Origin of the sequence: Halomonas sp. 141 (assembly GCF_002810305.1) — a bacterium.
GTDB classification, from domain to species: domain Bacteria; phylum Pseudomonadota; class Gammaproteobacteria; order Pseudomonadales; family Halomonadaceae; genus Vreelandella; species Vreelandella stevensii.
Genome location: NZ_PINZ01000007.1, coordinates 77,695 through 102,232 on the forward strand (window position 1 = coordinate 77,695; position 24,538 = coordinate 102,232).

The following is a 24,538-nucleotide window of genomic DNA, read 5'->3' on the forward strand; positions in this document are numbered from 1 at the left end:
GGGCGCTTGAACACGGCGCCATCCTAGGAGGCGTTTTCATGATTGTCAATCACAGAATATTTGCAGGCGGACATCATGGAATCGCACGTGTATCCTTGTGGCTTTTCAGAACGCCTCTCAACTGACGCTAGGATGAATCTATGGATTGGCTACAGGTCGTGATTTTGGCAGTGGTTCAGGGAATAACCGAGTTCCTGCCGATTTCCAGTTCCGCACATCTTATTCTCGTGCCCGTATTTACGCCCTGGGAAGATCAGGGGTTGGCATTCGATGTGGCACTCCATCTGGGTAGCTTGAGTGCCGTCATCCTCTACTTTCGTCATGAAATCATACGCATGGTCGTCAGCAGCGTGGCCGCGCTACGGGGCAAAGGCGTCGATGAGGATGCCAGGCTAGGGTTCTGGGTCGCATTGGCCACTTTGCCGGTGTGTATTATCGGCTTTTTGGGTCGTGATCTGATTGCCGATCACATGCGCTCGACCCTGATCATCGGGCTGAGCCTGGTCGCTTTTGGTTTACTGCTGGGCTATGCCGACTGGAAAAAGCGCGGCACCCGCAGCGAGTACAGCATGAATCTGAAGGATGTGCTGATCATTGGTTTTGCGCAGGCACTGGCGCTAATTCCGGGTACATCCCGTTCCGGTATCACCATCACGGCAGCCCTGCTGGTAGGCATGAGCCGGGAGGGCGCTGCGCGCTTCTCGTTTCTACTGTCGATCCCCGTGATTGTGCTGGCCGGAGGTCTGGAGGCCGTTGGCTTGCTCAGTGATCCCCAAGCCATCGACTGGCCCGCCATGATCGTGGGTACGCTTCTCTCTGGTATTAGTGCCTATCTCTGTATTCACTATTTTCTGGTCGTCATCAAGAAGTTGGGCATGCAGCCATTCGTGATTTACCGCGTGGTATTCGGTCTCTGGCTGCTGTGGTTCTTCCACTTCTAATCTCGTGCAAACTTCAAGGAAAATGCGATGAACATCGGCTATCGTCCCTTTTTAGCTGGCCTTGGTTTACTCACCCTGCTGCCCCTGATGGCAGGCTGTTCGGAGAGTGATCGCCCTCTGGAACCCCCCACCCGGTTTGAAGGCGGGGTGTTTGGCTCTTTCTATCAGGTAACGGTGATGGACCCGCTGACCCAAGGGCAAGCACAGGCGCTGGAAGAGGGGTTTTTGGCCGAACTCGAAAGCGTGGACCGCTCCATGTCGACTTACCGAGATGATGCCGAGTTGGTGACCTTCAATCATGCGCCGCTGAATGAGTGGCAGCCGCTGTCCAATGAGCTGATCGAAGTCTTGGCCGTCAGTCAGGCCGTTGCGGCAGACAGTGATGGTGCCTTCGATGTGACGGTGGGTGGTCTGGTGAACTTGTGGAGTTTCGGGCCAGAAGCAAGGCCAGAAGAAGTACCCAGCGATGAAGCCCTTGCCGAACGCCTTTCGACCGTCGGGTATGACGCCCTGGAAGTGGATACCCAGCAGATGCAGGCGCGACGCACGCGAGATGTGTTTGTCGACCTCTCTGGCGTGGCGAAAGGTCATGCCGTCGATCGAGTAGGCGCGTATCTGGACCAGCAGGGGATCGAGCACTACCTGGTGAATCTTGGGGGAGACATGATCGCCCGTGGTTACCGGGAGCCAGACGAGGAGCGTGCCTGGCGGATCGGTATCGAAGTACCGGAAGACGGTGAGCAAGCAGCTCAGCATATCGTGCCGCTCAGCAACCTGTCGGTAGCGACCTCCGGCGACTACCGCAATTACTTCGAAGTCGATGGGCAGCGCTACTCGCATACCATCGACCCTCGCGATGGCCAACCGATTACCCATGACCTGGTATCGGTGTCGGTGTTCCATCCCTCCAATGCCTGGGCGGATGCCTGGGCCACGGCACTGCTGGTGGTTGGTACGGAAGAGAGCATGGCGCTGGCCCTGGAACACGACTTGAACGTACTGCTGCTGGTGCGCGACGGCGACCGCTGGCGCAGCATCGCCAGCCCAGCATTCAAGGACTATTTTGGTGATACGCTGCTGGAAGAGCTGGGCATTGATGCCTGGACACCGGCAGCGGCCCAATAACGGTAGGTAATGAACATGCATGATCTCGACATCGTCATTCTGGCGGCCGGTAAAGGTACGCGGATGCGCTCTCCCTTGCCGAAAGTGCTGCATACCCTGGCAGGCAAACCCATGGTGCAGCACGTGCTGGAGACCGCTCAGGCGCTGAATCCGGCACGGACCCACGTGGTGATCGGTCACGGCGCTGACCAACTGCGTGACGCGCTGGCAGAGCATGACGTGCTGTTTGCGCTGCAGGAAGAGCAGAAGGGGACGGGGCATGCCGTGGCGCAGGCCCAGGCCCGCCTGGGCAATGGCGTCGTGCTGGTGCTTTACGGCGATGTGCCGCTGATTCGCCGTGACACGCTGGCGAGTCTGCTTGCCCAGGTGGATGAGCAGCATATGGGGCTGTTGACGGTCACGCTGGACGATCCCAGCGGTTACGGGCGCATCGTGCGCGATAGTGACGGGCAGGCCGTGGCGATTGTCGAGCAAAAGGATGCCAACGACGAGCAACTGGCCATCACCGAGTGCAATACCGGCATCATGGCCATGACCAGCGCTCAACTGAAGCGCTGGCTGCCCCAGCTCTCGGCAGAGAATGCCCAGGGTGAGTACTATCTGACCGACGTCATTGCCATGGCTGCTAGCGAAGGTATCAAGGTGGCTACGGCGCAGCCCCATGATGCTACCGAGGTGGAAGGGGTCAACAACCGTGCCCAGATGGCCCGTCTGGAGCGTGCCCACCAGCAGCAGACGGCGGAAGCGTTGATGGCTCAGGGCGTTGCCCTGGCAGACCCGGCGAGAATCGATGTACGCGGCACGCTTACCTGTGGCCACGATGTGTTCATCGACGTGGGCTGCGTCTTCGAAGGGAACGTGGAGCTGGGCGAAGGCGTGCGCGTTGGCCCTTATTGTGTGATCAAGAACAGTACCCTCGGTGCTGAAAGCGTCATCGATAGCCACAGCGTCATCGACTCCACGGTGGCCGCTGGCCATAATCAGATTGGGCCCTACGCTCGTCTTCGCCCCGGCACGCGTCTGGCGGTCAAGGCGAAAGTGGGCAACTTCGTGGAGACCAAGAACGCCGAGGTTGGTGAAGGCAGCAAGATCAATCACCTGAGCTACGTGGGCGATGCCACCCTGGGGCGCGAGGTGAACGTTGGGGCAGGCACCATTACCTGCAACTACGATGGCGCCAACAAGCATCGCACGCAGATTGGCGACCATGCGTTCATTGGCTCCAACAGCGCGCTGGTCGCGCCTGTTTCGATTGGTCAGGGAGCCACCGTGGGCGCGGGCTCCACCATCGCCAAGGACGTGGCAGAACATACCTTGGCGGTCACTCGCAGCCGCCAGTTGGAAAAGGCCGACTGGCCGGGCCCCACCAAAAAAGCAAACTAACTATCGGTGACACAGGCGCTTGGCGCCTCCAGGAGAGTGGAGTATGTGCGGTATCGTCGCAGCCGTGGCACAGCGCAATGTGCAGGGAATATTGCTGGAAGGGCTCAAGCGCCTGGAGTATCGTGGTTATGACTCGGCAGGCATGACGTTACTCAGCAGCGGATCATTGACCCGCCACCGGGCCCTGGGCAAGGTGGCGGCCTTGGAAGAGCGCCTGGCCAGCGAGGCACTGCCGGGGCATTGCGGTATCGCCCATACTCGCTGGGCCACCCATGGCAAGCCCTCCGAGGCCAATGCCCATCCCCACCACAGCAGTGACAATGTCGCCGTGGTACATAACGGCATCATCGAGAACTACGAGCAGATCAAAGAGGCGCTGCAGGGCAGCGGTTATACCTTCACTTCCGACACCGATACCGAAGTGATTGCTCACTTGCTGGCCGACAAACTGGCGACCGGCAAGACACTGTTCGAGGCGACCCAAGAGATCGTCAGTGGGCTGGGGGGCGCCTACGCGCTGGGCGTGATGAGCACGCACGAGCCCAACGTGGTGGTGGGCGCGCGCCAGGGCAGCCCGCTGGTGGTGGGCGTGGGGATCGATGAGGCCTTCCTGGCCTCTGACCCGCTGGCGCTGTTACAGGTCACCGACCGCTTCATCTATCTGGAAGAGGGCGATCTGGTCGAGCTGCGTGAACACGGTGCCATCCGTATCGTCGACCGACAGGGGAACGTTGTCGAGCGCCCGGTGCATACCTTCGAGCATGGCGATGGCGCCGCCAGCAAGGGAGAGTATCGCCACTACATGCTCAAGGAAATCTTCGAGCAGCCCAGGGTCATCGAGGCAGCGCTGGAAGGGCGCATGAGTGCCAACAGTGTGCTGGTCGAGAGCTTCGGGCCAGACGCCCAGGCGCTGTTCCAGAAAACCCGCCAGGTGCATATCATCGCCTGTGGCACCAGCTACCATGCGGGCCTGGTGGCCCGCTACTGGCTGGAGCGCTATGCTGGCGTGCCGGTGCAGGTCGAAGTGGCCTCCGAGTATCGTTACCGCCACCCGGTCGTGCCGGAAGGTACGCTATTCGTCACCCTCTCTCAGTCTGGGGAAACCGCCGATACGCTGGCAGCGCTACGGTTTGCCAAAACCCTTGGCTATGTCGGTACGTTGGCGATCTGCAACGTGCCCGGCAGTTCGCTGGTGCGCGAGTCGGATATGTCGCTGATGACCCGTGCAGGCCCTGAAATCGGCGTGGCCTCCACCAAAGCGTTTACGACGCAATTGATCGCACTGCTGCTACTGACGCTCTCCGTCAGTAAAGCGAAAGGCCAGCCGGAGCAGCCGGAGATTCTGGCGGGTCTTCAGGCCCTGCCATCGCTCTGCCAGCAGGTGCTAGGCCTCGATGCGCAGATCGAAGCGCTCTCCCAGGCGTTTGCCGAAAAGCACCATGCGCTGTTTTTGGGGCGTGGCGCTCACTACCCGATTGCCCTGGAAGGCGCCCTGAAGCTCAAGGAGATCTCCTACATTCACGCGGAAGCCTATCCTGCGGGCGAGCTGAAGCACGGCCCGCTGGCGCTGGTGGATAGTGAAATGCCGGTGATTTCGGTGGCCCCGAACGATGACCTGCTGGAGAAGCTGAAGTCCAACCTGCAAGAAGTGCGCGCTCGCGGCGGCCAGCTGTTCGTATTCGCTGATCGCAAGGTAGGCATTAGCGCTCAGGACGACATCCGCGTGCTGGAATTACCGGAGGTGCACGAGGCACTGGCGCCGCTGCTATATACCCTGCCGCTACAGCTGCTGAGCTACCACGTGGCCGTATTGAAAGGCACCGATGTGGACCAGCCACGTAACCTGGCGAAAAGCGTGACGGTGGAATGATCGGTGCTTCATGGTGTGGTATCAGGTGTGGGATACAAATAAAGTCGGCCAAGGAGAGCAGTCATGCTGAGTAAGGTAGAGCTCGTTAATTTTGGCCCTCTTGGATCTTTGAAGTGGTCGTCCTTGGGGCCGATCAATCTGGTCATTGGTGGTAATGGCACCGGTAAGACATTTCTGCTGAAAGCACTCTACAGTGCCATGCGTACGCTGGAAGACTATCAGCGTGGGGATGACCAGCGGACGGCGGCCGAGATACTGGCTGAAAATCTTTATTGGACCTTTCAGCCAGACAAGATTGGTGATCTGGTGGCCAAAGGTGCAGAAAGGCCTCTGCACTATTCGATGACATTTGATAACCGGAGCTTCATCTATAACTTTGGCAAGGATACGACCAAGCAGATTTCGTCGTTGGAAAATCATGTTCCGTCCAGGAGCAGTAATTCCATATTCCTTCCAGCCAAGGAAGTGTTGTCGATACATCACATCATTCTCAAATCCCGTGAGCAGGATAAGGCCTTTGGTTTCGACAATACCTATCTGGATCTTGCTCGGGCGTTGAGAAATTCCACCACCAGGGGCAACAACTACCGAGAATTCTCGAAATCCAGGCAGGACCTTGAGTCGATGCTTGGAGGGAAGATCGAGCTTGATGATGCCTCTAACAAGTGGACTTTCAAAAAAGGGAACCAGAAGTTCCCTATTGGTATGACAGCGGAAGGTATCAAGAAAATTGCAATTCTGGACACGCTTCTCGGTAACCGTTACTTGGATACCAGTTCGGTCATTTTTATTGACGAACCGGAGTCTGCGCTGCATCCGAAGGCCATTTCTCAGTTATTGGATATCATCGCTCTGCTATCTGAGCGTGGGATTCAGTTTTTCATGGCTAGCCACTCTTACTTTGTCATCAAGAAGCTTTTTCTAATCGCGCAGGAGAAGGGCATATCAGTTCCGGTGATTTCTGAGGAAAACGGAGAGTGGACATGCAACAACCTGCAAGAGGGGATGCCTGATAATAAAATCATAGAAGAGTCTATCCGGCTTTATCAGGAAGAAGTGGAGCTGGTTCTGGCATGACAAATCAGGCGATCCAGGAATCTGGAATGACGTTTGGTCCCTTTCCTGAAGGGTACTGCTTCTATATTGAGAAAAGTGATCTTTATCGACGAATACAAAACCATGTGCAAATGGCGGAGTTTCTTCTGCTCAAAAACAGTCGCAAGGGAGTGCCAGTACTTTGGGTTGTAGAAGCTAAATCGAGCAGTCCAAGGCCCGAAACCAAACCAAATTTTGACGAGTTCGTTGCTGAAATACGCGACAAGCTGATCAATGCCTTTTCGTTAACCCTTGCTGCCTGTTTGGGGCGACATGGCATAGTAGAGGAGTCTATACCGACCAGATTTCGTGAAGTGGATTGGTGTGGTCAGGAAGTGAAACTGGTTTTGGTGATTAATGGGCATCGAGATGAATGGCTGCAACCACTTAAAGATGCCATTGAAATGTCGTTGAAAACGTCAATTAAAACATGGTCTTTTGGCCCAACCTCTGTTGCGGTCATCAACGACAAGGGGGCCAAGAAATTCGGACTTATTCTCGATAACACGGGAGATGAAACATGAGAATTCTGGACCATCTCCTGAAAACCATCCGTGATGTCGGCATCTACAACCCGGATATCCAGCTAGCCCATTCGTAATGCAGGCTGCTTGTTGAAGCCGGAGACCATGCTTGGCGAAATGGGGTCCAAATTACGCAACCCGGTATTGGCTGCAGGGCTGTACGATCTGAACTTTGCTGAAACCAAAGGCTCGGGTACTCGTAACATGCGCTCTCTGTTGCATCAGCTATTTGATTGGTTGAAGATCAGCTGGCCGACTGGTCATGTGACTTGGGTGAATTACCTTTATTCCACAGCCAAGAGGCAGTAAATACGGGTGACTTGGGAGAAATACGGGTGACCTCGGTGCAAATAAGGGTGACCTCAGTGTGAATGCGGGTGACCTGCCTGACGCTTTGGCTCTTCGGATAGAGGAGCTCACACCCAAAACACGTAAGGATAAACTTTGGCCGGTGATCCTATGGTTGTGTGCACTACGTCCCTATAAAGCAGAACAACTGGCCAGCCTGCTAGGCGGGCGCTCAGTCAAGTCGCTCAAGAGTACTCATCTGAACGTTATGCGTGAGCATGAAAAAATGCTGTCTTACCTCTTCGCTGAAGTGGTGAATCATCCGGATCAGGCATATCAAACCACAGAAAAAGGTATTCAGTGGTTGCGGGAGCAGGGTATTGAGCCTTGTGGAGAACCCCTACATGGATAACGACCTGACTCTCTGCACGATCGGTGGCGAGTAACAGAGCAAGGAACCTGAATTATTGATCAAACAGATGGCTAATCACACGGACTTGGCATCCCATAGCAGTTGAACGCATAAAATGCTTTACAGGATGCGGCGAATGGCCGCATCTTATGCGCGATCGCTGCGTTGCAGCACATAGTTAGTGTGCTTATCATCGTGGCGGTACTCTCTTATCCTGCCAGGACCACACTGCCATGAAACCACCAGACGCCCTTGTAGCACGGCACGCCTCCCGCCGCGCTGCTCGGTTGTTGACCGCCCTCTGCTTGACCCTCTTTCCTTCCTTTGTGTTTGCTGCTGCTGGCCCGCTAGACCTGACCACCTCGATGGCCGGTATTGCCGCCGTTATCATTTTCATTCTTGCTTATGCACTGGTCATGAGCGAAGAAATTATCCACATGCGCAAGTCCAAGCCGGTGTTGGTGGCGGCGGGACTGATCTGGGCCATGGTGGCTTGGGTGTACGTGCAGGCCGGCATGCCTCATGAAGCAGAAGAAGCCTTCAAGGATACGCTGCTGGAGTACACCGAGCTGCTGCTGTTCCTGCTGGTGGCGATGACCTACATCAACGCCATGGAAGAGCGGCGTATCTTCGATTCGCTGCGTGCCTGGCTGGTGCGCAAGGGGTTCAGCTACCGAAGCCTGTTCTGGATTACCGGCTGTCTTGCGTTTGCCATCTCCGCGATTGCCAACAACATGACCACGGCCATGTTGATGTGTGCCGTCGTCTTGAAGGTGGCTGAGGGAGACAACAAGTTCATCAGCCTGTGCTGTGTCAACGTGGTGGTTGCTTCCAACGCAGGGGGCGCCTTCAGCCCGTTTGGCGACATTACCACGCTGATGGTATGGCAAGCCGGGCAAGTGCCGTTCGAAGGCTTCTTCGTGCTGCTGTTGCCCGCCATCGTCAATTTCATGGTGCCTGCGCTGATCATGAACTTCTTCCTCGTCAACCGTCAGCCCGCTGCCTTGACCGAGAACGTCTGGATGAAGCGCGGCGCGAAGCGCATCATCTTGCTGTTCCTGGTGACCGTGGCCATTTCGGTACTGTGCCATTCGATCCTGTATCTCCCCCCTGCCATGGGTATGATGTTTGGCCTGGGCCTGCTGCAGTTCTTTGGCTACTACCTGCGTCGCAGCCTGCCTCGCTCGCTGGAGCGCAAGCGCGAGCGCTACTCTCGCCGTGGCGATTGGCAAAAGCTGGAGCAACTGGGCAGCGTGGTGCCGTTCGATATCTTCAGCCGGATTGCGCGCTCCGAGTGGGACACGCTGCTGTTCTTCTACGGGGTCGTCATGTGTGTCGGTGGCCTGGGCTTCATGGGCTATCTCAGCCTGCTGTCTGAAACCCTGTACGGCGGCTGGAACCCGGTCTGGGCCAACGTGGTGCTGGGCCTGATTTCCGCCGTGGTGGACAACATCCCCGTGATGTTTGCCGTGCTCTCCATGGCGCCCGACATGAGCGAAGGCAACTGGCTGCTGATTACCCTGACGGCGGGGGTGGGCGGTAGCCTGCTTTCCATGGGGTCGGCCGCTGGGGTGGCGCTGATGGGCCAGGCACGGGGCATTTACACCTTTGCCGTGCACTTGCGTTGGGTACCCGCCATCTTACTGGGCTATGCGGCCAGTATTGCGGCGCACCTGATGATCAACGCCAGCTTGTTTTGAAACCGATCGTTTGCCCAGCGCTGGCCGCTGGGCAGGTAAATAAAAACGCCCCTGATCTTTTTGATAAGGGGCGTTTTTATTAGTAAGCGAGTGGAAACTTATAAGTCGTGGCCGGTGACCACTTGGCAAATGTCGGCGAAGCTGCGGGCCATGGGCACGACCGTGGCATCCGCTTTCCCTTTGGCCTGCTTGCCCATGACGGCTTGAATGTCCGTGGCCGATACGATTCCTCGCACGCTGAGTTCATGATTGGCCGTCTGCTCGGTAATCAGCAGGTGTTGCTCGGCAAACGTTTCCATGGACCGCACCAGATCCTCGATAGTGAGCGCTTTCAGCTGCTCTATTGGCATGGCGCTGAGTTTTTCCCAGGGCGTCATGATCATGTCGGCGGTGACGTCGGAGCGTTCCAGGTTGCGCTGCTGCATGGCGATATTGATGCGCCGTGAGCCAATTACTTCCTTGGCCGACAGCACGCCGACGCAGTGATTCTGCTTGTCCATCACGAACAGCAGGCGAACACCGCCGTGGCGCATCTTCTGATGGGCTTCATCGATGGGGGTATCGCCAGCGACAGATTGCGGCACCACCTTGGTGAAATCGGTCAGAACCGACAGCGCTGGGCTATCCGGCGTCAACGTCTTGGCGGCCGGGGTAGTCAGCAGCGGGGTAGTGCCAAATTGGATAAGGGCTTTGTGAGATTTCAGCAGTGAATTCATCGGGGGTACCTCCGTGGGGTGAATAACAGGTCATTGACTGATTGCCTGCTCTGTACCTTCACAGTTGCACGGAATTCTTATCGAAATCTTAACAGCCAGAATCTGTTACATTTTTTCTCATTCTTTTGCCTGGCGCTGGGTCAACGCATCTCTCGCCAACGTGGCGCGTACCCGCAGGCCTCCACTGGGTGCCTCCTCCAGTAACAGGGTGCCTCCATGGCGTTTCACGATGCGTTCGACGATCGATAAGCCCAGCCCAGCGCCCGCCCCAGGCCCTGCACGCTGAAAGCGCTCCACGACTCGGCTGCGCTCGCTGGGCGGAATCCCCTTGCCCTGGTCATCGACCATTAGCGTGATGTGGTGATGGGACGCGCTCAGGTGCACCGTCACAGCCCCACTGGGTGGCGAGTGTTGAAAGGCGTTGCCCACCAGGTTCTGTACCAGGGTCTCGATGGCCCCGGGCTCCTCTTCCATGAGCCAGCTCTGCTGCTCTTCGACTTCCATATGCAGCTGCTGGCGGCGCTCCGTGGCCAGCGGCAGGAGTTTCGCCAGAGTCTCCTGGGTCTCTTGCCGCACGTCGGCATGGCGGATTTCGGGTAGCGGCTCCTCTTCGGGGTCCAGCCTTGCCAGGGTCAATAGTTGGGCCACCAGCCGCGTCGAACGGGCCACGCCGCTGCGCAAATGGTGCAGCGACTCTTCACGATCCGCGCGGTTATCGGCGGTCAGCGCGTTTTGAGCGTGCAGATCGAGAATCGCCAGCGGCGTACGCAGCTCATGGGTCGCATCGGCGATGAAGCGCTTTTCGCGAATACGCATCTGCTGTAAACGCGCCAGCAAACGGTTGAGTGCCCCGGCAATGGTATCCAGCTCCTGAGGAAGGCGCTGCAACGACAGCGGCTGGAGGTTGTTAGGGTCGCGGCTGCGGATCTGTTCCGCCATGCGTGACAGCGGTGCCAGCCCCCAGCCAATCGACCACCACAGCAGCAGGGTGAGCAGAGGCAGGCCAATCAGGTCGGGTAGTAGCGTGCGCAGCGCCACTTCGCGGGTCAGCGCCGCGCGCACATCCTGGCGTTCGCTGACGATGACCCGTTTGTTGGCATCTGCCAGCGAAAGTACGTAGACCCGCCAGGTTTGCTCTCCCAGGATGGCGGTCGAATACCCGACCGGCTGGCTTACCAGCGGGGTCGTCGGGGCGTTATCGGAACGCAGCAGCAGCTGGTTGCCTTCCCACAGCTGAAACGCTAGCTGGTGGGTATAGCCATCGCTCAGATCCGGTGGTTCTGTGGCACCGGGCTGCAGTAAGGCGTTCTCCAGGCTTTGCAGTAGCAGCGTGCGGTCCTGAGTGGGCAAGGGGGCTTGTAGCAGGCCCTCCAGCAAACGGGCGTTTTGCGCTAGGCTGCGGTCGTGCAACTCTTCGATTTCCTGTGCCGCAAAGCGATAGCTGATGAAGCCGATGATGAACATGCTCACGCCGAATACCAGCAGCACGAGCCCTAGCGTGCGGCGACGAATGGAGCGCATCAGCTCTCCTTGCCCGTTTTTTCCATCACATAACCAATGCCCCGCACGGTGCGGATGGCATCCGCAAACAGCTTGCGCCGCAGGTGATGGATATGGACCTCGATGGCATTGCTTTCCACGTCCTCTTCCCAGCCGTATACCAGCCGGGCCAACGTATCACGGGTGAAGACGCGCCCCGGGTGGCTCATGAACTCCTGCAGCAGCGCCAGCTCGCGACGCGACAGGGGAATGGTCTGCTGCTGGTAGTGCACGGTGAGGGTTTGAGGGTTCAAACTGATCCCCCGGCAGGAGAGCAGGCCGTTGGGCTGGCCCTGGCTGCGGCGTAGCAAGGCCCGTAGGCGCGCTTTCAGCTCATCCACTTCGAAGGGTTTGGTCAAGTAGTCGTCGGCACCCGCGTCCAGCCCGGCAATGCGGCTCTCGACGGCGTCGCGGGCCGTCAGCACCAGAATAGGCACCTGATGCCCCTGGCGGCGCAGAGTTTGCAGCAGCTCGATGCCGTCCATGGTGGGCAGGCCCAGGTCCAGAATCGCGGCATCGAACGGTTCGTTTTGCAGTGCGATCAGGGCCGTGTCACCATCGGTCAGATGATCGACCGTGTAATGCTCGGGCTTTAGCGCCATGCGAATGCCCGATGCCAGGCTAGGGTCATCTTCCACCAATAAAATTCGCATACTGACGGGCCACTCCTCTTGTTGTGTTGCGCCTGCTGGCGACAAGGCTATCTGGCATGTTCTCGACCCACCCGGCAACGTCGATCATGGTCTGCCCGGCGCAGCAACGGCGCGAGGCGCTGCTGCAGTTGGCTGCTGTCCACCATCCTGCCCAGCAGGCTGCGCTACAGCAGGCGCTGGTCAAGGCCAGCACACGGCCCGAGGGTTGGTCGGGCTTGTGGGTGGCTTGCCAGGCAGGGCGAGTCTGCGCTGCCGCCTGGGTAGAGTGCCAGGAAAACCGCATCGCGCAGCTATGGTTGCCCAAGCAGAATAACCAATTTGTCGAGCCCCTGCTAAGTCAACTGCACCGTTGGGTGGCGACCCAAGGGCTGATGCTGTGTCACGTTGCCCTGGATGAGACCATGGCGAGCTGGGAAGCACCATTGCTGAACCTGGGCATGCAGCGGTTGGCCACCCTCGATCACCTGGTTTGGCACTGTCGGCCGGTTTCTCACGTGCGGGGGCTGCCACCGCTACGGCCGTTTGATGAGCTGACGCCCGCTCAGCAGCAGGTACTGGTCGAGCAGGTGGGGGAGGGCTCGCTGGATTGCCCTGCCTTGCGCGATGTATTGCCTGCGCAGGCTCTGCTGGAAGGCTTTTATCACCAAGCATCGAGCGCTTCCGAACACTGGTATTACCTGCAGGGGGAGCAGGGCCGCCATGCGGGCCTGCTGCTGCTGGATGCCAGCCCAGGCCGCGAGCACTGGAGCGTTCAGTTGATGGGACTGGTGCCTGGCTGGCGCGGCCAAGGGCAAGGCACTGGTGCAGCAAGCGCAGGCCATGGTGGCCCAGGCGGGCGCAAGCCAGCTGGCGCTGACGGTAGACCGTGACAACCTGCCCGCGCAGCGAGCCTATCGGCAGGCAGGGATGCTGCCTGCGGGTGAGCATCAACTGCTGGGCTGGTGTGTCTTGCCCGCCACCGAGTTGAACTGCCGCGCTTAGTAGCATTTTCCTACCCTTTGTGTTCTCGGTATACTAACTCCAAGAGGCATGTCTTGGCGTTTCGGCGGCAGAGTGCGTAGTGGCGCTGGTGCGCAGGGGTTCAGTGCTACATCTTCAAGCGTCCGGTTCCTGAGCACGGTTCCTGAGCTCGAGCTTCAAGCACGATTCTTAAGCACAACGTTTTATATAAAACTCAAAGAGGTGGTGAGAGTGAAATCTAAGCTGATCATGAGCGGGCTGGCGGCCCTCGGCGTCATGGCAGGCACATCGGGTGCTTATGCTCTGGACGACGCCGCACGTGACGCAATGGCTGAGCGCCTGGCACCAGTAGGCCAGCTCTGCCTCCAAGGCCAGGACTGTGGTACCGCATCGGCACCGGCAGCGGCTAGCGGTGGTGGTGGTGACGAGGTCGACGGCGCGGGCATTTACAACCGCGTTTGCATGGCGTGTCACGAGACGGGCGCTGCCGGTGCACCGGTACGTGGTGATGAAAGCGCCTGGGCCGAGCGTACCGAGCAGGGCTTTGCCACGCTGCTCGAGCACTCGATCAACGGCATTGGCGCGATGCCTGCCCGCGGCGGCAACCCCAACCTGTCGGATGCCGAAATGGAAGCCGCCACGGCCTATTTGGTCGAGCCGGTGATGGACGTGCCTGAGCTGGGCGGCGGTGAAGAAGCGGCTGCCGAAGACGAAGGTGCCAGCGAGGAAGTCGCCGCGGCTGAAGAAGCCACCAGCGAAGACGAAGCCGTGGCCAGCACAGAAGAAGCCGCCAATGGCGGTAGCGATCTGGATGGCGCCGCGCTTTACTCCAGCGCAGGCTGTGTCGCTTGTCACGCCGCTGGTGTGGCGGGTGCACCGGTGCTGGGCGATGCGGACGCCTGGGCAGCGCGAATCGACAAAGGAATGGATGAGCTCTACGCCAGCGTGTTCAACGGCCTGGGCGTGATGCCGCCGCGCGGTGGCAGCAGCGCTTCCGATGAAGAGATCATGGCCATCGTCGACTACATGGTCGCCGAAGCCGAGTAATCCTTCGTTAGCGGATGCTCCAAACTATCCACAGGCGGGTTCTCCCTACCCCCTGTGGATATTTTTTTGCCTTGAAAAACCGCCTTCCTATCAAACGTCCTCAGCCCAGCAAGGAACGCAGCCCCGCAATGGCATCCTTGCCCCGAGCCTGCTTCTTGTCGGGGTCTTCCTTGTCGGCGCGGCCCTCCCACTCCAGGTCGTCGGCGGGCAGCTCATCCAGAAAGCGGCTAGGCTGGCAGTCCATCAGTTCGCCATACGCCTTGCGCTGGCGCGCCAGGGTCAGCGTCAGCGTCCGCCGGGCGCGGGTAATGCCCACGTAGGCCAGGCGGCGCTCCTCCTCCACGGTGCCCATCTCGATGGCGTTACGGTGGGGCAGCAGATCCTCTTCCCAGCCCATCAGGTAAACGTGGGGAAACTCCAGCCCCTTGGAGGCGTGCATGGTGAGCAGCTGCACGCGATCCGAATCATCCTCTTCGGCCTGCTGCTCCAGGATGTCGCGCAACACCAGTCGCGAGATAGCGGCCTCGACGCTGTCGGTTTCCGTCTCGGTGCTGGCGGTACTCTCTTCCGGGTCGCGGTTCAGCGACTTTTCCAACTGGTCGATGAGGATCCATACGTTGGCCATGCGGCGCTCGGCAATGGTCGGGGCGCTGGCGTTCTGGTACAGCCATGCCTCGTAATCCATATCCCGCAGCATGTCGCGTATCGCGGCAATGGCATCGCCCTGGTCCATCCGTTTGCGTACACCATCGATGAAGTGCGTAAAACGCGACAGCCGCTCCACGGCGCGGGTGGGCAGCGTTTGCTCCAGGCCCAGCTCGTGGCAGGCGGAAAACAGCGAAATGGAGCGCTCGGTGGCGTAGTTGGCGAGCTTTTCCAGCGTGCCGGGGCCAATTTCACGCCGGGGCACGTTGACGATGCGCAAAAAGGCGTTGTCATCGGCGGGGTTGATCAAAAGCCGCAGGTACGCCATGGCGTCCTTGATCTCGTTACGCGAGAAAAACGACGTGCCGCCGGAGAGCTTGTACGGAATCTGGTAGTGCTGCAGCTTCAGCTCCAGCAGCCGCGCCTGAAAGTTGCCTCGGTAAAGCACCGCAAAATCGCGCCACTCGGCTTTTTCCTTGATGCGCCGGGTGAGCATCTCGCTGGCCACTCGCTCGGCTTCCGCCTCCTCATGGCGGTTCACCACCACGCGAATCGGCGCGCCGTCGCCCATCTCCGACCACAGGGTTTTGTCGTAGACGTGGGGGTTGTTGGCAATCAGCGTGTTGGCGGCGCGCAGTATCGTGCCGGTAGAGCGGTAGTTCTGCTCCAGCTTGATGACCTTCAAGCGCGGGAAATCCTCCCCCAGGGTGACCAGGTTTTCCGGCCGAGCGCCCCGCCAGGCGTAAATCGACTGGTCGTCGTCGCCGACCACGGTAAAGGTGGCGCGTTCGGCCATCAGCAGCTTCACCAGCAGGTACTGGGAAACGTTGGTGTCCTGGTACTCATCCACCAGCATGTAGTGGATTTTGCGCCGCCAGCGGGCCAGTGCTTCCGGGTCACGCTGCAAGAGCACCACGGGCAGCAGAATCAGGTCGTCGAAATCCACCGCGTTGTAGGCTTTCAGGTGGCGAACGTAGGCTTCGTACACCCGTGCCGCGAAATGCTCGTCGTCATCGGCAGCGAACGAAAGCGCATCCCCGGGCAGCACCAGGTCGTTCTTCCACTGGGAAATCTTGGCCTGAACGGCGTTGATCTGCTCGGCATCCACCTGAGCGTCCTTGTTCATCAAGTCCCGCAGCAGCGCCTTGGCGTCTTCCGGGTCGAACAGCGAAAACCCCGGCTTGTAGCCCAGCGTCTTCAGCTCGCCGCGAATGATGTTGAGCCCCAGGTTATGGAAGGTCGAGACCGTCAGCCCGTGGCCCTCCTTGCCCTTCAGCATCTGGCCCACCCGCTCTTTCATCTCTCGGGCGGCCTTGTTGGTAAAGGTGACAGCAGCGATCTTGCGCGCGCTCATCCCACACTCTTGCACCAGGTAAGCAATTTTGGTGGTAATCACGCTGGTTTTACCGGAACCTGCGCCCGCCAGAACCAGGCAGGGGCCATCAATATAGCGCACCGCCTCCTGCTGGCGCGGATTAAGGCGCTTAATGCGCTGAGTGATACTGGTGGTGCTCATGCTAGGTTCTTGTCGAACGGGCTGGCACCGACAAAATCGAGCTGCCGCCACGCTTCAAAAACCAGTACCGCACAGGCATTTGAGAGATTAAGGCTACGGCTATCGGGTAGCATGGGAATGCGCAAACGTTGGGATGCCGGTAGCGCATCCAGCATTGGTTGCGGAAGGCCGCGAGTTTCGGGACCAAATACCAGTGCGTCGCCCTCAGTATACGAGGGTTCGTGATAGCCTGTTTTACCGCGCGTTGATATGGCAAACACCCGCGTTGGCTTGGCCTCCTCTAAAAAGGCCTGCCAGCTAACATGGCATTTAACCTGGGCCCACTCATGGTAATCCAACCCGGCTCGCCGTAAACGCTTGTCATCAAGTGTAAAACCAAGCGGTTCGATGAGATGCAGACGAAAGCCAGTATTAGCACAGAGGCGGATTAAGTTGCCGGTATTCGGGGCAATTTCCGGCTGATAAAGAACGATATCGAGCATGGAAATTAAAACCCAGCACTGATGCCGAACACTGGGCCACTATCGAGCGTCTGACTGCCTTGCCCCTCGAATTCGGTGCGGAAATAACGGTAGCCACCATGCAGGTATGTTTGGCTAAATAAATTGACACGCGCCTGGACACCAAATTCATAGCTTTCTTCTAGGTTGCCGTGTGTGAAAGCGTCAGGCGTATAAGAGCCAAAGCCCCCAATGCTAGTGAGTGGGATAGGCGTAGGCACAAACGCAGATCCCGCTAGACCAAAACCACCGCCACTACCGAACCCCGTATCCATATACTGATAGCGAGTGCCGACAGAGAGGTCGAGAACGGGCAGTGGAGGTGTAAACATTAAGGAAGCTGAGTAGATATCAGCATGACGACCACTGTCATCGGAATGCATATAGCCAATCGAGCCGCGCAGTGTGGGAAGCAGGCGCTGGCTGGCTTCAACGCCATAGCTGTTGTTGCCAGCGCTAGCGGCTACACTCAGGGCATAGGTCTGCTGACCAAAAAACAGTGTGGCAAGGGCGATGGTCACCAAGGTGATTTTTCTGTGCATAACATCAATACTCTTTATTCGCGGTTTCGGATAATAAGTGCAATTGGTAAGAGGGCGGCCAGCTGGTAGAGTCGGCGCTCCTCCCGACCAAGAGAAAAGCACTGATGAGCTACAACCAGCTGACCGAAAACGAACGATACCAGATTTACATTCTAAAAAAAGCAGGCCACAGCCAATTGGCGATAGCGGAGAAAATGGAGTGGAGTCCGTCCACGATCAGCCGGGAGCTTCGCCGTAACAGAGGGCTTCGAGGTTATCGGCCTGGGCAGGCACAGAAGCTGTCGAGCGCTAGGAGGCATGATGCCTACAAGGCACGGAAGGTGACGGACGAGGTGCGAGGTGAGATAGAAACCTTGCTTCGTCAGGAGCTGAGTCCGCAGCAGGTTGCCGATTACCTGAGAAGGCACACAGGCGTATGTCTGCACCACGAGACGATTTACCAGTTGATTTACGCAGACAAGGCCAACGGTGGCGATTTGTATAGGCATCTTCGGGTAGCGTCAAAGCCCTATCGCAAGCGCTATGGCAGCTATGATCGGCGAGGGAAGATCAAGAACAGAGTGAGTATTGATGAGCGCCCTGCGGTCGTTGACCGGCGTAGCCGAATTGGTGACTGGGAAGGCGATACGATCATCGGCAAGGGTCGCAAGGGCGTTCTGCTGACGATGGTTGAGCGTAAGACGCTGTATACGGTCATTGTTCGCCTGACGGGCAAAAGAGCCGACCTGCTGGCGGCTGCAGCGATTGAGCATTTGGCGTCGCTCAAAGCCAGAATCAAAACCATCACCTTGGATAATGGTCTTGAATTTTCTGGGCACGAGGATATAGCGAAAGGTCTGGAGGCGGATATTTATTTTGCCCACCCTTATGCATCATGGGAACGAGGGATCAATGAGAATACCAACGGCCTTATCCGCCAGTACTTCCCCAAGGGAACAGACTTAAGCAAGGTGACGGATGAGCAGGTTCAGTTTGTTATGGATCGACTGAACAGCAGACCCAGAGCGACCAGAGGTGGACGATCACCGAATGAGTTATTTATAGGGCGGCGAGACGATTTACTCGCCGCGTAATGAAATTGCAGTTATTACTTGAAACCAAGATTGATTGGGTTCACCCAAGGGGGGTAGATATTACTGCTTCCCACCCACACCATAGCAACGTCTATAGTCACGAATTGCCGCAGCGCGTGCCAGCATTTCGTGCCCATTCTGATCTTCAAGATATTCTAACACTTGCTCAAGGGTAACAATGCTAATCACCGGCATGCCATACTGGGCCTTCACTTCCTGAATGGCGCTCTGCTCGCCCTGGCCGCGCTCTTGGCGATCAAGCGCAATGATCACCCCAGCGGCACGGGCACCGCTCTGCTCAATCAACGCCATCACTTCGCGAATCGCGGTGCCTGCAGTAATGACATCATCAATAATCAAAATATCACCGGCCAGTGGTGCACCAACGATACTGCCACCTTCACCATGGGTTTTGGCCTCTTTGCGGTTGAAGGAGTAAGGCATATCCAGGTCGTGATGGTCGGCCAGGGCCGCCGCGGTGACCGCCGCCAGGGGAATGCCCTTGTAGGCAGGGCCGAACAGCACATCGGCCTGCAGGCCGCTATCGACAATCGCCTGGGCATAGAAACGCCCCAGCTTGGCCAGCGCTCGGCCCGTCTGGAACAGGCCCGCGTTGAAAAAGTAAGGGCTTACTCGCCCCGACTTCAGCGTGAACTCGCCAAACTTGAGCACGCCCTGCTCAATAGCGAAGGCAATGAAATCGCGTTGGTAGGGTTGTAGAGTGGTGGCCACGGCGGTGTTCTCTTGTCGGTAGGTGTGGTCGATAGGAATGTAAGTCAAACGCAACAATAAAACGGGGCTAAATAGCAAGAATTGGTTTGTCTATTTACCCAAACGTCTAAACGTCGGGTATCATACAGCAGCGACGCAAAAGGGACGATTTATGAAAATTGCCAGCATCAATGTCAATGGTATTCGTGATGCCGTCGACCGTGGCTTCCTGGACTGGCTGGCTCAGCAGGATGCCGACGTGGTCTGCGTGCAGAACATCAAGGCAAAAAGTTTTGAACTGGGTGACCATATTCTCTATCCGGAAGGCTACGAAGGCTATTTCCTGGATGCCGAGGAGGATGGTTTCGCCGGAGTGGCACTCTATTGCCGCAAAATCCCCAAGGCCATCATGTACGGCCTGGGGTTTCCTCAGTGCGATCACGAAGGGCGCTTTCTGCAGGCGGACTATGACCGTTTCAGCATTGCCACTTTCCTGATGCCCGACGGAAGTGACCAGAAAGCCAAGCAGGTGTTCATGGAGCAGTACCAGGAGTACCTGACGAAGATGTCGCGCAAGCGCCGCGAATACATCATCTGCGGTACCTGGCACATTGCCCACAAGACCGTCGACCTGGCCAACTGGTCGGACAATCAGCTCACCTCCGGCTTCCGCCCGGAAGAGCGTGCCTGGATGGACCAGGTGCTGGGCCCAACCGGTTTCATCGACACCTTCCGCGAGATCAATCGCGATGCTGGCGAATACACCTGGTGGCCCAAGCTGGACCAGGAAGTACCCCGGGACCGGCAGGAAGGCTGGCGGATCGACTACCAGCTGGTCGGCCCCAACTTCCGGCGCCATGTGGTAGACGCGTGGATTGATTACGATGCGACCTTCTCCGAGTTCGCACCGCTGATCGTTGAGTATGATTTAGCGCTCTAAGCGTTAGCTACTTCCCGCGTCGCATCGGCAACAGGCCAGCTTACCGCTGGCCTGTTGCGTTTCAGGCCCGCCTAGCCGCGAATGCCCAGCGCTTCACGCTGCTTCTCACGCAATTCATCACCGGCTTTCTCGGCCAGGTCCAGCATGGCGTTCAGTTCCTGGCGGTTGAACGCGCCCGCTTCGGCGGTGCCCTGCACCTCGATCAGCTCGGCGTTTTCGGTCATCACCACGTTCAGGTCGGTATCGGCCTTGCTGTCTTCCGGGTAGTCCAGGTCCAACACCGGCACGCCCTTGTAAATGCCCACGGAAATGGCGCTGACCAGCTGCTTGAAGGGGTCGCCCTTGATCTTCTTTTCCCGCTGCAGGTAGCGAATGGCGTCCACCAGCGCCACGCAGCCACCGGTAATGGCCGCCGTGCGCGTGCCGCCATCGGCCTGGATCACATCGCAATCCACGGTAATGGTGAACTCACCCAGCTTCTTCAAATTCACCGCCGCGCGCAGGCTACGGCCAATCAGCCGCTGAATCTCCAGCGTGCGACCACCCTGCTTGCCCTGGGTGGCTTCGCGGTTGCTGCGGGAGTGCGTGGCGCGGGGCAGCATGCCGTACTCCGCCGTAATCCAGCCCTGATTCTTGCCACGCAGCCAGCGCGGTACGCCCGCTTCCACGCTGGCGTTGCACAGCACCTTGGTCTCGCCAAACTCCACCAGCACAGAGCCTTCGGCATGGCGCGTGAAGTCGCGGGTCAAACGAATCTCACGCAGCTGGTTGGCCTCGCGACCGCTGGGGCGAACTACATCAGGACGCATAGCACCTCACATCATCATTACGTTGAAAAGGCCTACCATTGTACACGTCAATGCCACCCGGCATGGGGCTATTCAGGCCAGGCCCATTCAAGGCACCCCGCCCCGACAAGATCAGGTAGACTGACCCAAATGCGACCCACAGGAGCCCCCATGGCCAGCCCCCGCCACGTTCACAGCATGACCGCCTTCGCCCGCGCCGAGCAGGCCGCCCCTTTTGGCACCCTGCAGGTCGAGATACGCTCGGTGAACCAGCGCTACCTGGAGCCGCATTTTCGTTTGCACGAAAGCCTGTGTGACCTGGAGCCGCTGCTGCGCGAAGCGCTGCGTACCCGCCTGGCGCGTGGCAAAGTGGAGTGCAGCGTACGTTTCGAGAGCACCGACACCGCCCAGGCCCCGGCGGTGAACATCGCGCGCCTGCAAGAGATTGCCGACGCCCTGGCGGCCATTCAGCAGCAGGTGCCCAGCGCCGTACCGCCCACCACGCTTGCGCTGCTCAACCAGCCCGGCGTGATGGAAACCCAGCACCTGGACCAGGACGCCATCAAGGCCGCCGCCAAAGCGCTGTTCGACCAGGCGCTCAAGGAACTGATCGACGCCCGCGCCCGGGAAGGCGAAAAGCTGGCCGAGATGATCACCACCCGCCTGGACGCCGTCAGCGAGCAAGTGGCCACCGTACGCAGCCTGCTGCCGCAAATCCTGGAACGCCAGCGGGCCCAGCTGCTGGAACGTTTAGAAGTCGCCAAGACCGAACTCGACCCCCAGCGCCTGGAAGCCGAACTGGTGTTGGTGGCCCAAAAAGCCGACGTGGACGAAGAGCTCGACCGCCTCACCGCACATATCGACGAAGTGCGCCACCAGCTCGCCCAAAAAGGCCCCAAAGGCCGCCGCCTGGACTTCCTGATGCAGGAGCTCAACCGCGAAGCGAATACGCTGTCATCGAAATCCGTGGTGGCAGAGACCACCCGCTGCGCGGTAGAGCTGAAGGTGCTGATCGAGCAGATGCGGGAGCAGATACAGAATATTGAGTGATGCCTATGGTCGTTTTTTTAATTCTATAAGATACTGTTTTATATATTTTTTAATAAAATTCTTGTCCATGCTCGTCCACCGAAATCCCGCTTAATCCACCGCCAAGTGGGTAGTAAAGTGGGTAGTAAAATGCCATGCTATCCACCAGTTGGGCGTATTTCTGAGGTTTTACTACCCAATATTAATATAAGTGTCTGAAATATAAATAAATATATGGTTTTAGGCGTGGCGGAGGGGGAGGAAAGAGCGATGGGGAGTTTTACTGCCAAGAAAATTCAATCATTGATCAGAGAAGCCAAGCCTGGGCGCTACGGTGATGGCAACGGTTTGTACTTGATGATTCCGAAGTCAGGAGCGGCCTATTGGATGTGCCGCTACACCTTCGCAGGTAAGCGTCGCGGTATGACACTGGGTAAATGCTCTGAACTCTCCTTGCTCGAAGCTCGTGAGCAAGTGGTTGAGACTCAGAAAGCCATTCGTAGCGGTACAGACCCTCTTGTAGAGCGCGTACGTGAAGAAAAAATAACCATTAGCACGGTGCAGGATCTGTTTGACGATTGGTATCAGGAGCTCGATAAGCGACTCAAGCATCCCAACATCCCTAAACGCGTCTTTGAAAAGGATATTGCTCCTGCCATCGGTTCGCTAACGCTGGCTAGCGTTACCCCTATGGATGTGCGTACCATTATCAGAAGGGTAACTAACAGCGGTCGCCCAACCGTTGCAAATGACGCTTTGATGTACTTAAAACAGCTATTTAACCATGGCATCAAGCTAGGGTTTTTGACCTATAACCCTGCGTCTGCTTTCAACGTCAACGATGCGGGCGGGGTCGAGAAAAGCCGTGATAGAGCACTTAGCGTTGAGGAGCTCAGGTTTGCCTTTGAGGTTTTCAGAGAAAATCGCACTAGCTTTACGCGTGACAACTATCTCGCATGCGCACTGCTTGTTGTGCTTGGAGTGCGTAAAACAGAGCTCACTGAAGCCACGTGGTCAGAATTTGACTTGAACAATGCAAAATGGAACTTACCCGGAGAGCGCAGCAAATCGGGTGTGGGAATGGCGATTCCTTTGCCACCACAGGCAGTCGAGTGGTTAGAGGAGCTTCACATCCGTGCTTGTGGTTCACCTTACGTATTTCCTAGCCGTCGTAGCAGTAAGCAGCCCCATATGGGCAAGGATACACTCAATCGCGCCATTGCTAAGCTATTTGGTAAAGAACCAGGCAAGAAGCAGCAACCTGAAAATAGAATGGGTGATTTACCCGAGTTTACGGTGCATGACCTTAGGCGCACTTGCCGCAGTCTGTTGGCTGAGACCGGCGTACCTAGCCATGTGGCTGAGCGTTGCTTGAATCACAAGCTGAAAGGCGTTGAAGGCGTCTATGATCGGTATGATTATTATGAGGAACGAAAGCGTGCTTTGATAAAAGTAGCAAATTTATTTAATTCTGTAATGTTACCAAGTTCCTGCACACCCTGCGCTGCTAATGCTGGGTGTGCTCTGTTAAATCATACTAAGTAGAAAAACTTTATTTTTAGTTTGATGTGAGTGTTGATTGTAACGCTATTGCTGGATTTCAGCTTGCCAACTTAAAATTTTTAATAATGATTGAATCCATGTCTACTACTTTTTTCTAAGGCTTTTTCAAGTATCGTAGAGTTTACGGATCCGTCACGAGACTGCATGATAGAGATTTTAGTTGCCAGCTCTGTAATACGCTCTCTGACTGAGTGAAAATAAATAGCGCGTACACTGAAGTCTTTAACTGGATCTCCTGCATTCTTCAGTACTTCAAGGTAACAGCGGTGATTTATTTCGTTCATCAACTCATCGATCAAACTATCCACGTCACTTTGATGTATATATTGTTGTGCTACATCTAAAAACGAATCGCTTAAATTGCTGGTTTCTTTAGCTATAAAATTCTTTTTTCCCAGCGCCTCGTTAATAAGGTCGCTGAGTGTTTGTGCTTGAGACTGTTTACGCTTTTTCGCTAAAAGCTTTAGTTGCTTTATTTTTTTCTCTGGGATTTGAAGAGAGACTGGGTTGCCATTCTTCTTACGGTATTGGTACGTATTCCAGGCTCCTTTCATTTGCCTGCTGGCTTCTCGATATTCAGCTTCATCAGGAAGCTTCTTCAAGCTTTTAGCCATCTCAACATAACCGTACTCAGCAGGCGGTTTTACCGAAATGAACGCCGTAGAACCTTTGAAAATCTTACGCGCCAAGTAACTAGCTATCCACTCCAGCTGAGCAGGATCACGAGTTACGATCCAATCGAAAGGTTGAGTCATGAACAATTTCCACTAGTGAATTAGATATATCTAATTTTTTTTGAGTCGGCTGTCACATGTCAAATACATTGTACACATGCAATGTACGGTTTCAATGGTTAATTACAATGTAATAGAACAACGTAAAAAAGTGAATTGTTAAAAGTCCGTGAAATCGGATTTTTATTTTTTGTAGAATGCCGTAAGCTGCATGCTATGCACACATCCATTCTGACCTACAAGA

General features: G+C 56.9%; 25 protein-coding genes. 16 read left to right on the plus strand and 9 right to left on the minus strand.

Annotation, left to right across the window (positions count from 1 at the left end; all coding sequences use genetic code 11):
* The first annotated feature begins 140 nt into the window (after positions 1-140).
* From CWI66_RS05430 to nhaD, 9 genes are all read left to right on the plus strand, one after another.
* Positions 141-941 (plus strand): undecaprenyl-diphosphate phosphatase, encoded by an 801-nt coding sequence (locus CWI66_RS05430; protein ID WP_081138487.1) that lies wholly within the window; start codon positions 141-143, stop codon positions 939-941.
* A gap of 27 nt (positions 942-968) precedes the next feature.
* On the plus strand, positions 969-2,066 hold the full coding sequence (locus tag CWI66_RS05435; protein ID WP_100731129.1) for an FAD:protein FMN transferase: 1,098 nt from the start codon (positions 969-971) through the stop codon (positions 2,064-2,066).
* A 15-nt stretch (positions 2,067-2,081) separates the two neighbouring features.
* Entirely contained in the window at positions 2,082-3,449 is a 1,368-nt protein-coding gene (gene glmU / locus CWI66_RS05440; protein WP_100731130.1) for a bifunctional UDP-N-acetylglucosamine diphosphorylase/glucosamine-1-phosphate N-acetyltransferase GlmU, read from the plus strand.
* A 43-nt stretch (positions 3,450-3,492) separates the two neighbouring features.
* A complete protein-coding gene (gene glmS, locus CWI66_RS05445) occupies positions 3,493-5,319 on the plus strand; it encodes a glutamine--fructose-6-phosphate transaminase (isomerizing) (protein ID WP_100731131.1) in 1,827 nt (608 codons plus the stop codon).
* Positions 5,320-5,382: 63 nt separating this feature from the next.
* Positions 5,383-6,396 carry an ATP-binding protein gene (locus CWI66_RS05450; RefSeq protein WP_081195025.1) on the plus strand — a complete coding sequence of 338 codons (1,014 nt, stop codon included), beginning with the start codon at positions 5,383-5,385 and terminating at the stop codon, positions 6,394-6,396.
* A gap of 26 nt (positions 6,397-6,422) precedes the next feature.
* Positions 6,423-6,938, plus strand: a complete 516-nt coding sequence (locus CWI66_RS05455) for a hypothetical protein (protein WP_198517457.1) — start codon at positions 6,423-6,425, stop codon at positions 6,936-6,938.
* Positions 6,939-7,055: 117 nt separating this feature from the next.
* Positions 7,056-7,247 carry a hypothetical protein gene (locus CWI66_RS18625; protein WP_332868056.1) on the plus strand — a complete coding sequence of 64 codons (192 nt, stop codon included), beginning with the start codon at positions 7,056-7,058 and terminating at the stop codon, positions 7,245-7,247.
* A gap of 58 nt (positions 7,248-7,305) precedes the next feature.
* Entirely contained in the window at positions 7,306-7,638 is a 333-nt protein-coding gene (locus CWI66_RS17955; RefSeq protein ID WP_157808949.1) for a hypothetical protein, read from the plus strand.
* Positions 7,639-7,871: 233 nt separating this feature from the next.
* Complete coding sequence (gene nhaD, locus CWI66_RS05465; RefSeq protein ID WP_100731134.1) at positions 7,872-9,338, plus strand: sodium:proton antiporter NhaD; 1,467 nt, start codon at positions 7,872-7,874, stop codon at positions 9,336-9,338.
* Positions 9,339-9,436: 98 nt separating this feature from the next.
* Here nhaD and CWI66_RS05470 read toward each other — a convergent pair whose 3' ends face one another.
* The 3 genes from CWI66_RS05470 to CWI66_RS05480 form a co-directional block, all read right to left on the minus strand.
* The gene (locus CWI66_RS05470) at positions 9,437-10,054 is read right to left on the minus strand and encodes a CBS domain-containing protein (RefSeq protein WP_016915567.1); all 618 of its coding nucleotides are present in this window, start codon (positions 10,052-10,054) and stop codon (positions 9,437-9,439) included.
* Positions 10,055-10,171: 117 nt separating this feature from the next.
* Positions 10,172-11,575 carry an ATP-binding protein gene (locus CWI66_RS05475; RefSeq protein WP_100731135.1) on the minus strand — a complete coding sequence of 468 codons (1,404 nt, stop codon included), beginning with the start codon at positions 11,573-11,575 and terminating at the stop codon, positions 10,172-10,174.
* Positions 11,575-12,246 (minus strand): response regulator transcription factor, encoded by a 672-nt coding sequence (locus tag CWI66_RS05480; RefSeq protein WP_100731136.1) that lies wholly within the window; start codon positions 12,244-12,246, stop codon positions 11,575-11,577. The genes CWI66_RS05475 and CWI66_RS05480 overlap by 1 nt, the downstream gene beginning before the upstream one ends.
* Before the next feature lie 56 nt (positions 12,247-12,302).
* Between CWI66_RS05480 and CWI66_RS17960 the strand changes: the two genes are divergently transcribed.
* From CWI66_RS17960 to CWI66_RS05490, 3 genes are all read left to right on the plus strand, one after another.
* The gene (locus CWI66_RS17960) at positions 12,303-13,115 is read left to right on the plus strand and encodes a GNAT family N-acetyltransferase (protein ID WP_157808950.1); all 813 of its coding nucleotides are present in this window, start codon (positions 12,303-12,305) and stop codon (positions 13,113-13,115) included.
* Positions 13,066-13,227, plus strand: coding sequence for a hypothetical protein (locus tag CWI66_RS17965; RefSeq protein ID WP_157808951.1), 162 nt, complete (start codon positions 13,066-13,068; stop codon positions 13,225-13,227). The genes CWI66_RS17960 and CWI66_RS17965 overlap by 50 nt, the downstream gene beginning before the upstream one ends.
* Before the next feature lie 210 nt (positions 13,228-13,437).
* Positions 13,438-14,253 (plus strand): c-type cytochrome, encoded by an 816-nt coding sequence (locus CWI66_RS05490; RefSeq protein WP_100731138.1) that lies wholly within the window; start codon positions 13,438-13,440, stop codon positions 14,251-14,253.
* 100 nt (positions 14,254-14,353) lie between these two features.
* On the opposite strand, the gene rep is transcribed toward CWI66_RS05490, so the two are convergent.
* The 3 genes from rep to CWI66_RS05505 are packed head-to-tail and all read right to left on the minus strand — an operon-like array spanning position 14,354 to position 17,456.
* Complete coding sequence (rep, locus tag CWI66_RS05495; protein ID WP_100731139.1) at positions 14,354-16,414, minus strand: DNA helicase Rep; 2,061 nt, start codon at positions 16,412-16,414, stop codon at positions 14,354-14,356.
* Positions 16,411-16,896 carry a tRNA (uridine(34)/cytosine(34)/5-carboxymethylaminomethyluridine(34)-2'-O)-methyltransferase TrmL gene (trmL, locus tag CWI66_RS05500; protein WP_100731140.1) on the minus strand — a complete coding sequence of 162 codons (486 nt, stop codon included), beginning with the start codon at positions 16,894-16,896 and terminating at the stop codon, positions 16,411-16,413. Before trmL ends, rep begins: the two co-directional genes overlap by 4 nt.
* Positions 16,897-16,901: 5 nt before the next feature.
* Positions 16,902-17,456, minus strand: coding sequence for a YfaZ family outer membrane protein (locus CWI66_RS05505; protein ID WP_100731141.1), 555 nt, complete (start codon positions 17,454-17,456; stop codon positions 16,902-16,904).
* A gap of 104 nt (positions 17,457-17,560) precedes the next feature.
* Between CWI66_RS05505 and CWI66_RS05510 the strand changes: the two genes are divergently transcribed.
* A complete protein-coding gene (locus CWI66_RS05510; protein WP_100731142.1) occupies positions 17,561-18,529 on the plus strand; it encodes an IS30 family transposase in 969 nt (322 codons plus the stop codon).
* A gap of 60 nt (positions 18,530-18,589) precedes the next feature.
* Here CWI66_RS05510 and pyrE read toward each other — a convergent pair whose 3' ends face one another.
* Entirely contained in the window at positions 18,590-19,261 is a 672-nt protein-coding gene (gene pyrE, locus CWI66_RS05515) for an orotate phosphoribosyltransferase (protein WP_100731143.1), read from the minus strand.
* A 151-nt stretch (positions 19,262-19,412) separates the two neighbouring features.
* On the opposite strand from pyrE, the gene CWI66_RS05520 reads away from it, so the two are divergent.
* Entirely contained in the window at positions 19,413-20,180 is a 768-nt protein-coding gene (locus tag CWI66_RS05520) for an exodeoxyribonuclease III (protein ID WP_100731144.1), read from the plus strand.
* Between the two features lie 71 nt (positions 20,181-20,251).
* On the opposite strand, the gene rph is transcribed toward CWI66_RS05520, so the two are convergent.
* Entirely contained in the window at positions 20,252-20,989 is a 738-nt protein-coding gene (rph, locus tag CWI66_RS05525) for a ribonuclease PH (RefSeq protein ID WP_100731145.1), read from the minus strand.
* Positions 20,990-21,139: 150 nt separating this feature from the next.
* On the opposite strand from rph, the gene CWI66_RS05530 reads away from it, so the two are divergent.
* Together CWI66_RS05530 and CWI66_RS05535 are read left to right on the plus strand one after the other, a co-directional pair.
* Positions 21,140-22,018, plus strand: coding sequence for a YicC/YloC family endoribonuclease (locus tag CWI66_RS05530; protein ID WP_100731146.1), 879 nt, complete (start codon positions 21,140-21,142; stop codon positions 22,016-22,018).
* A 249-nt stretch (positions 22,019-22,267) separates the two neighbouring features.
* Positions 22,268-23,542, plus strand: a complete 1,275-nt coding sequence (locus CWI66_RS05535; protein ID WP_081138515.1) for a tyrosine-type recombinase/integrase — start codon at positions 22,268-22,270, stop codon at positions 23,540-23,542.
* 77 nt (positions 23,543-23,619) lie between these two features.
* On the opposite strand, the gene CWI66_RS05540 is transcribed toward CWI66_RS05535, so the two are convergent.
* Positions 23,620-24,315: a hypothetical protein gene (locus tag CWI66_RS05540; RefSeq protein WP_016915555.1), complete on the minus strand. Its 696-nt coding sequence runs from the start codon at positions 24,313-24,315 to the stop codon at positions 23,620-23,622.
* Between the last annotated feature and the right edge of the window lie 223 nt (positions 24,316-24,538).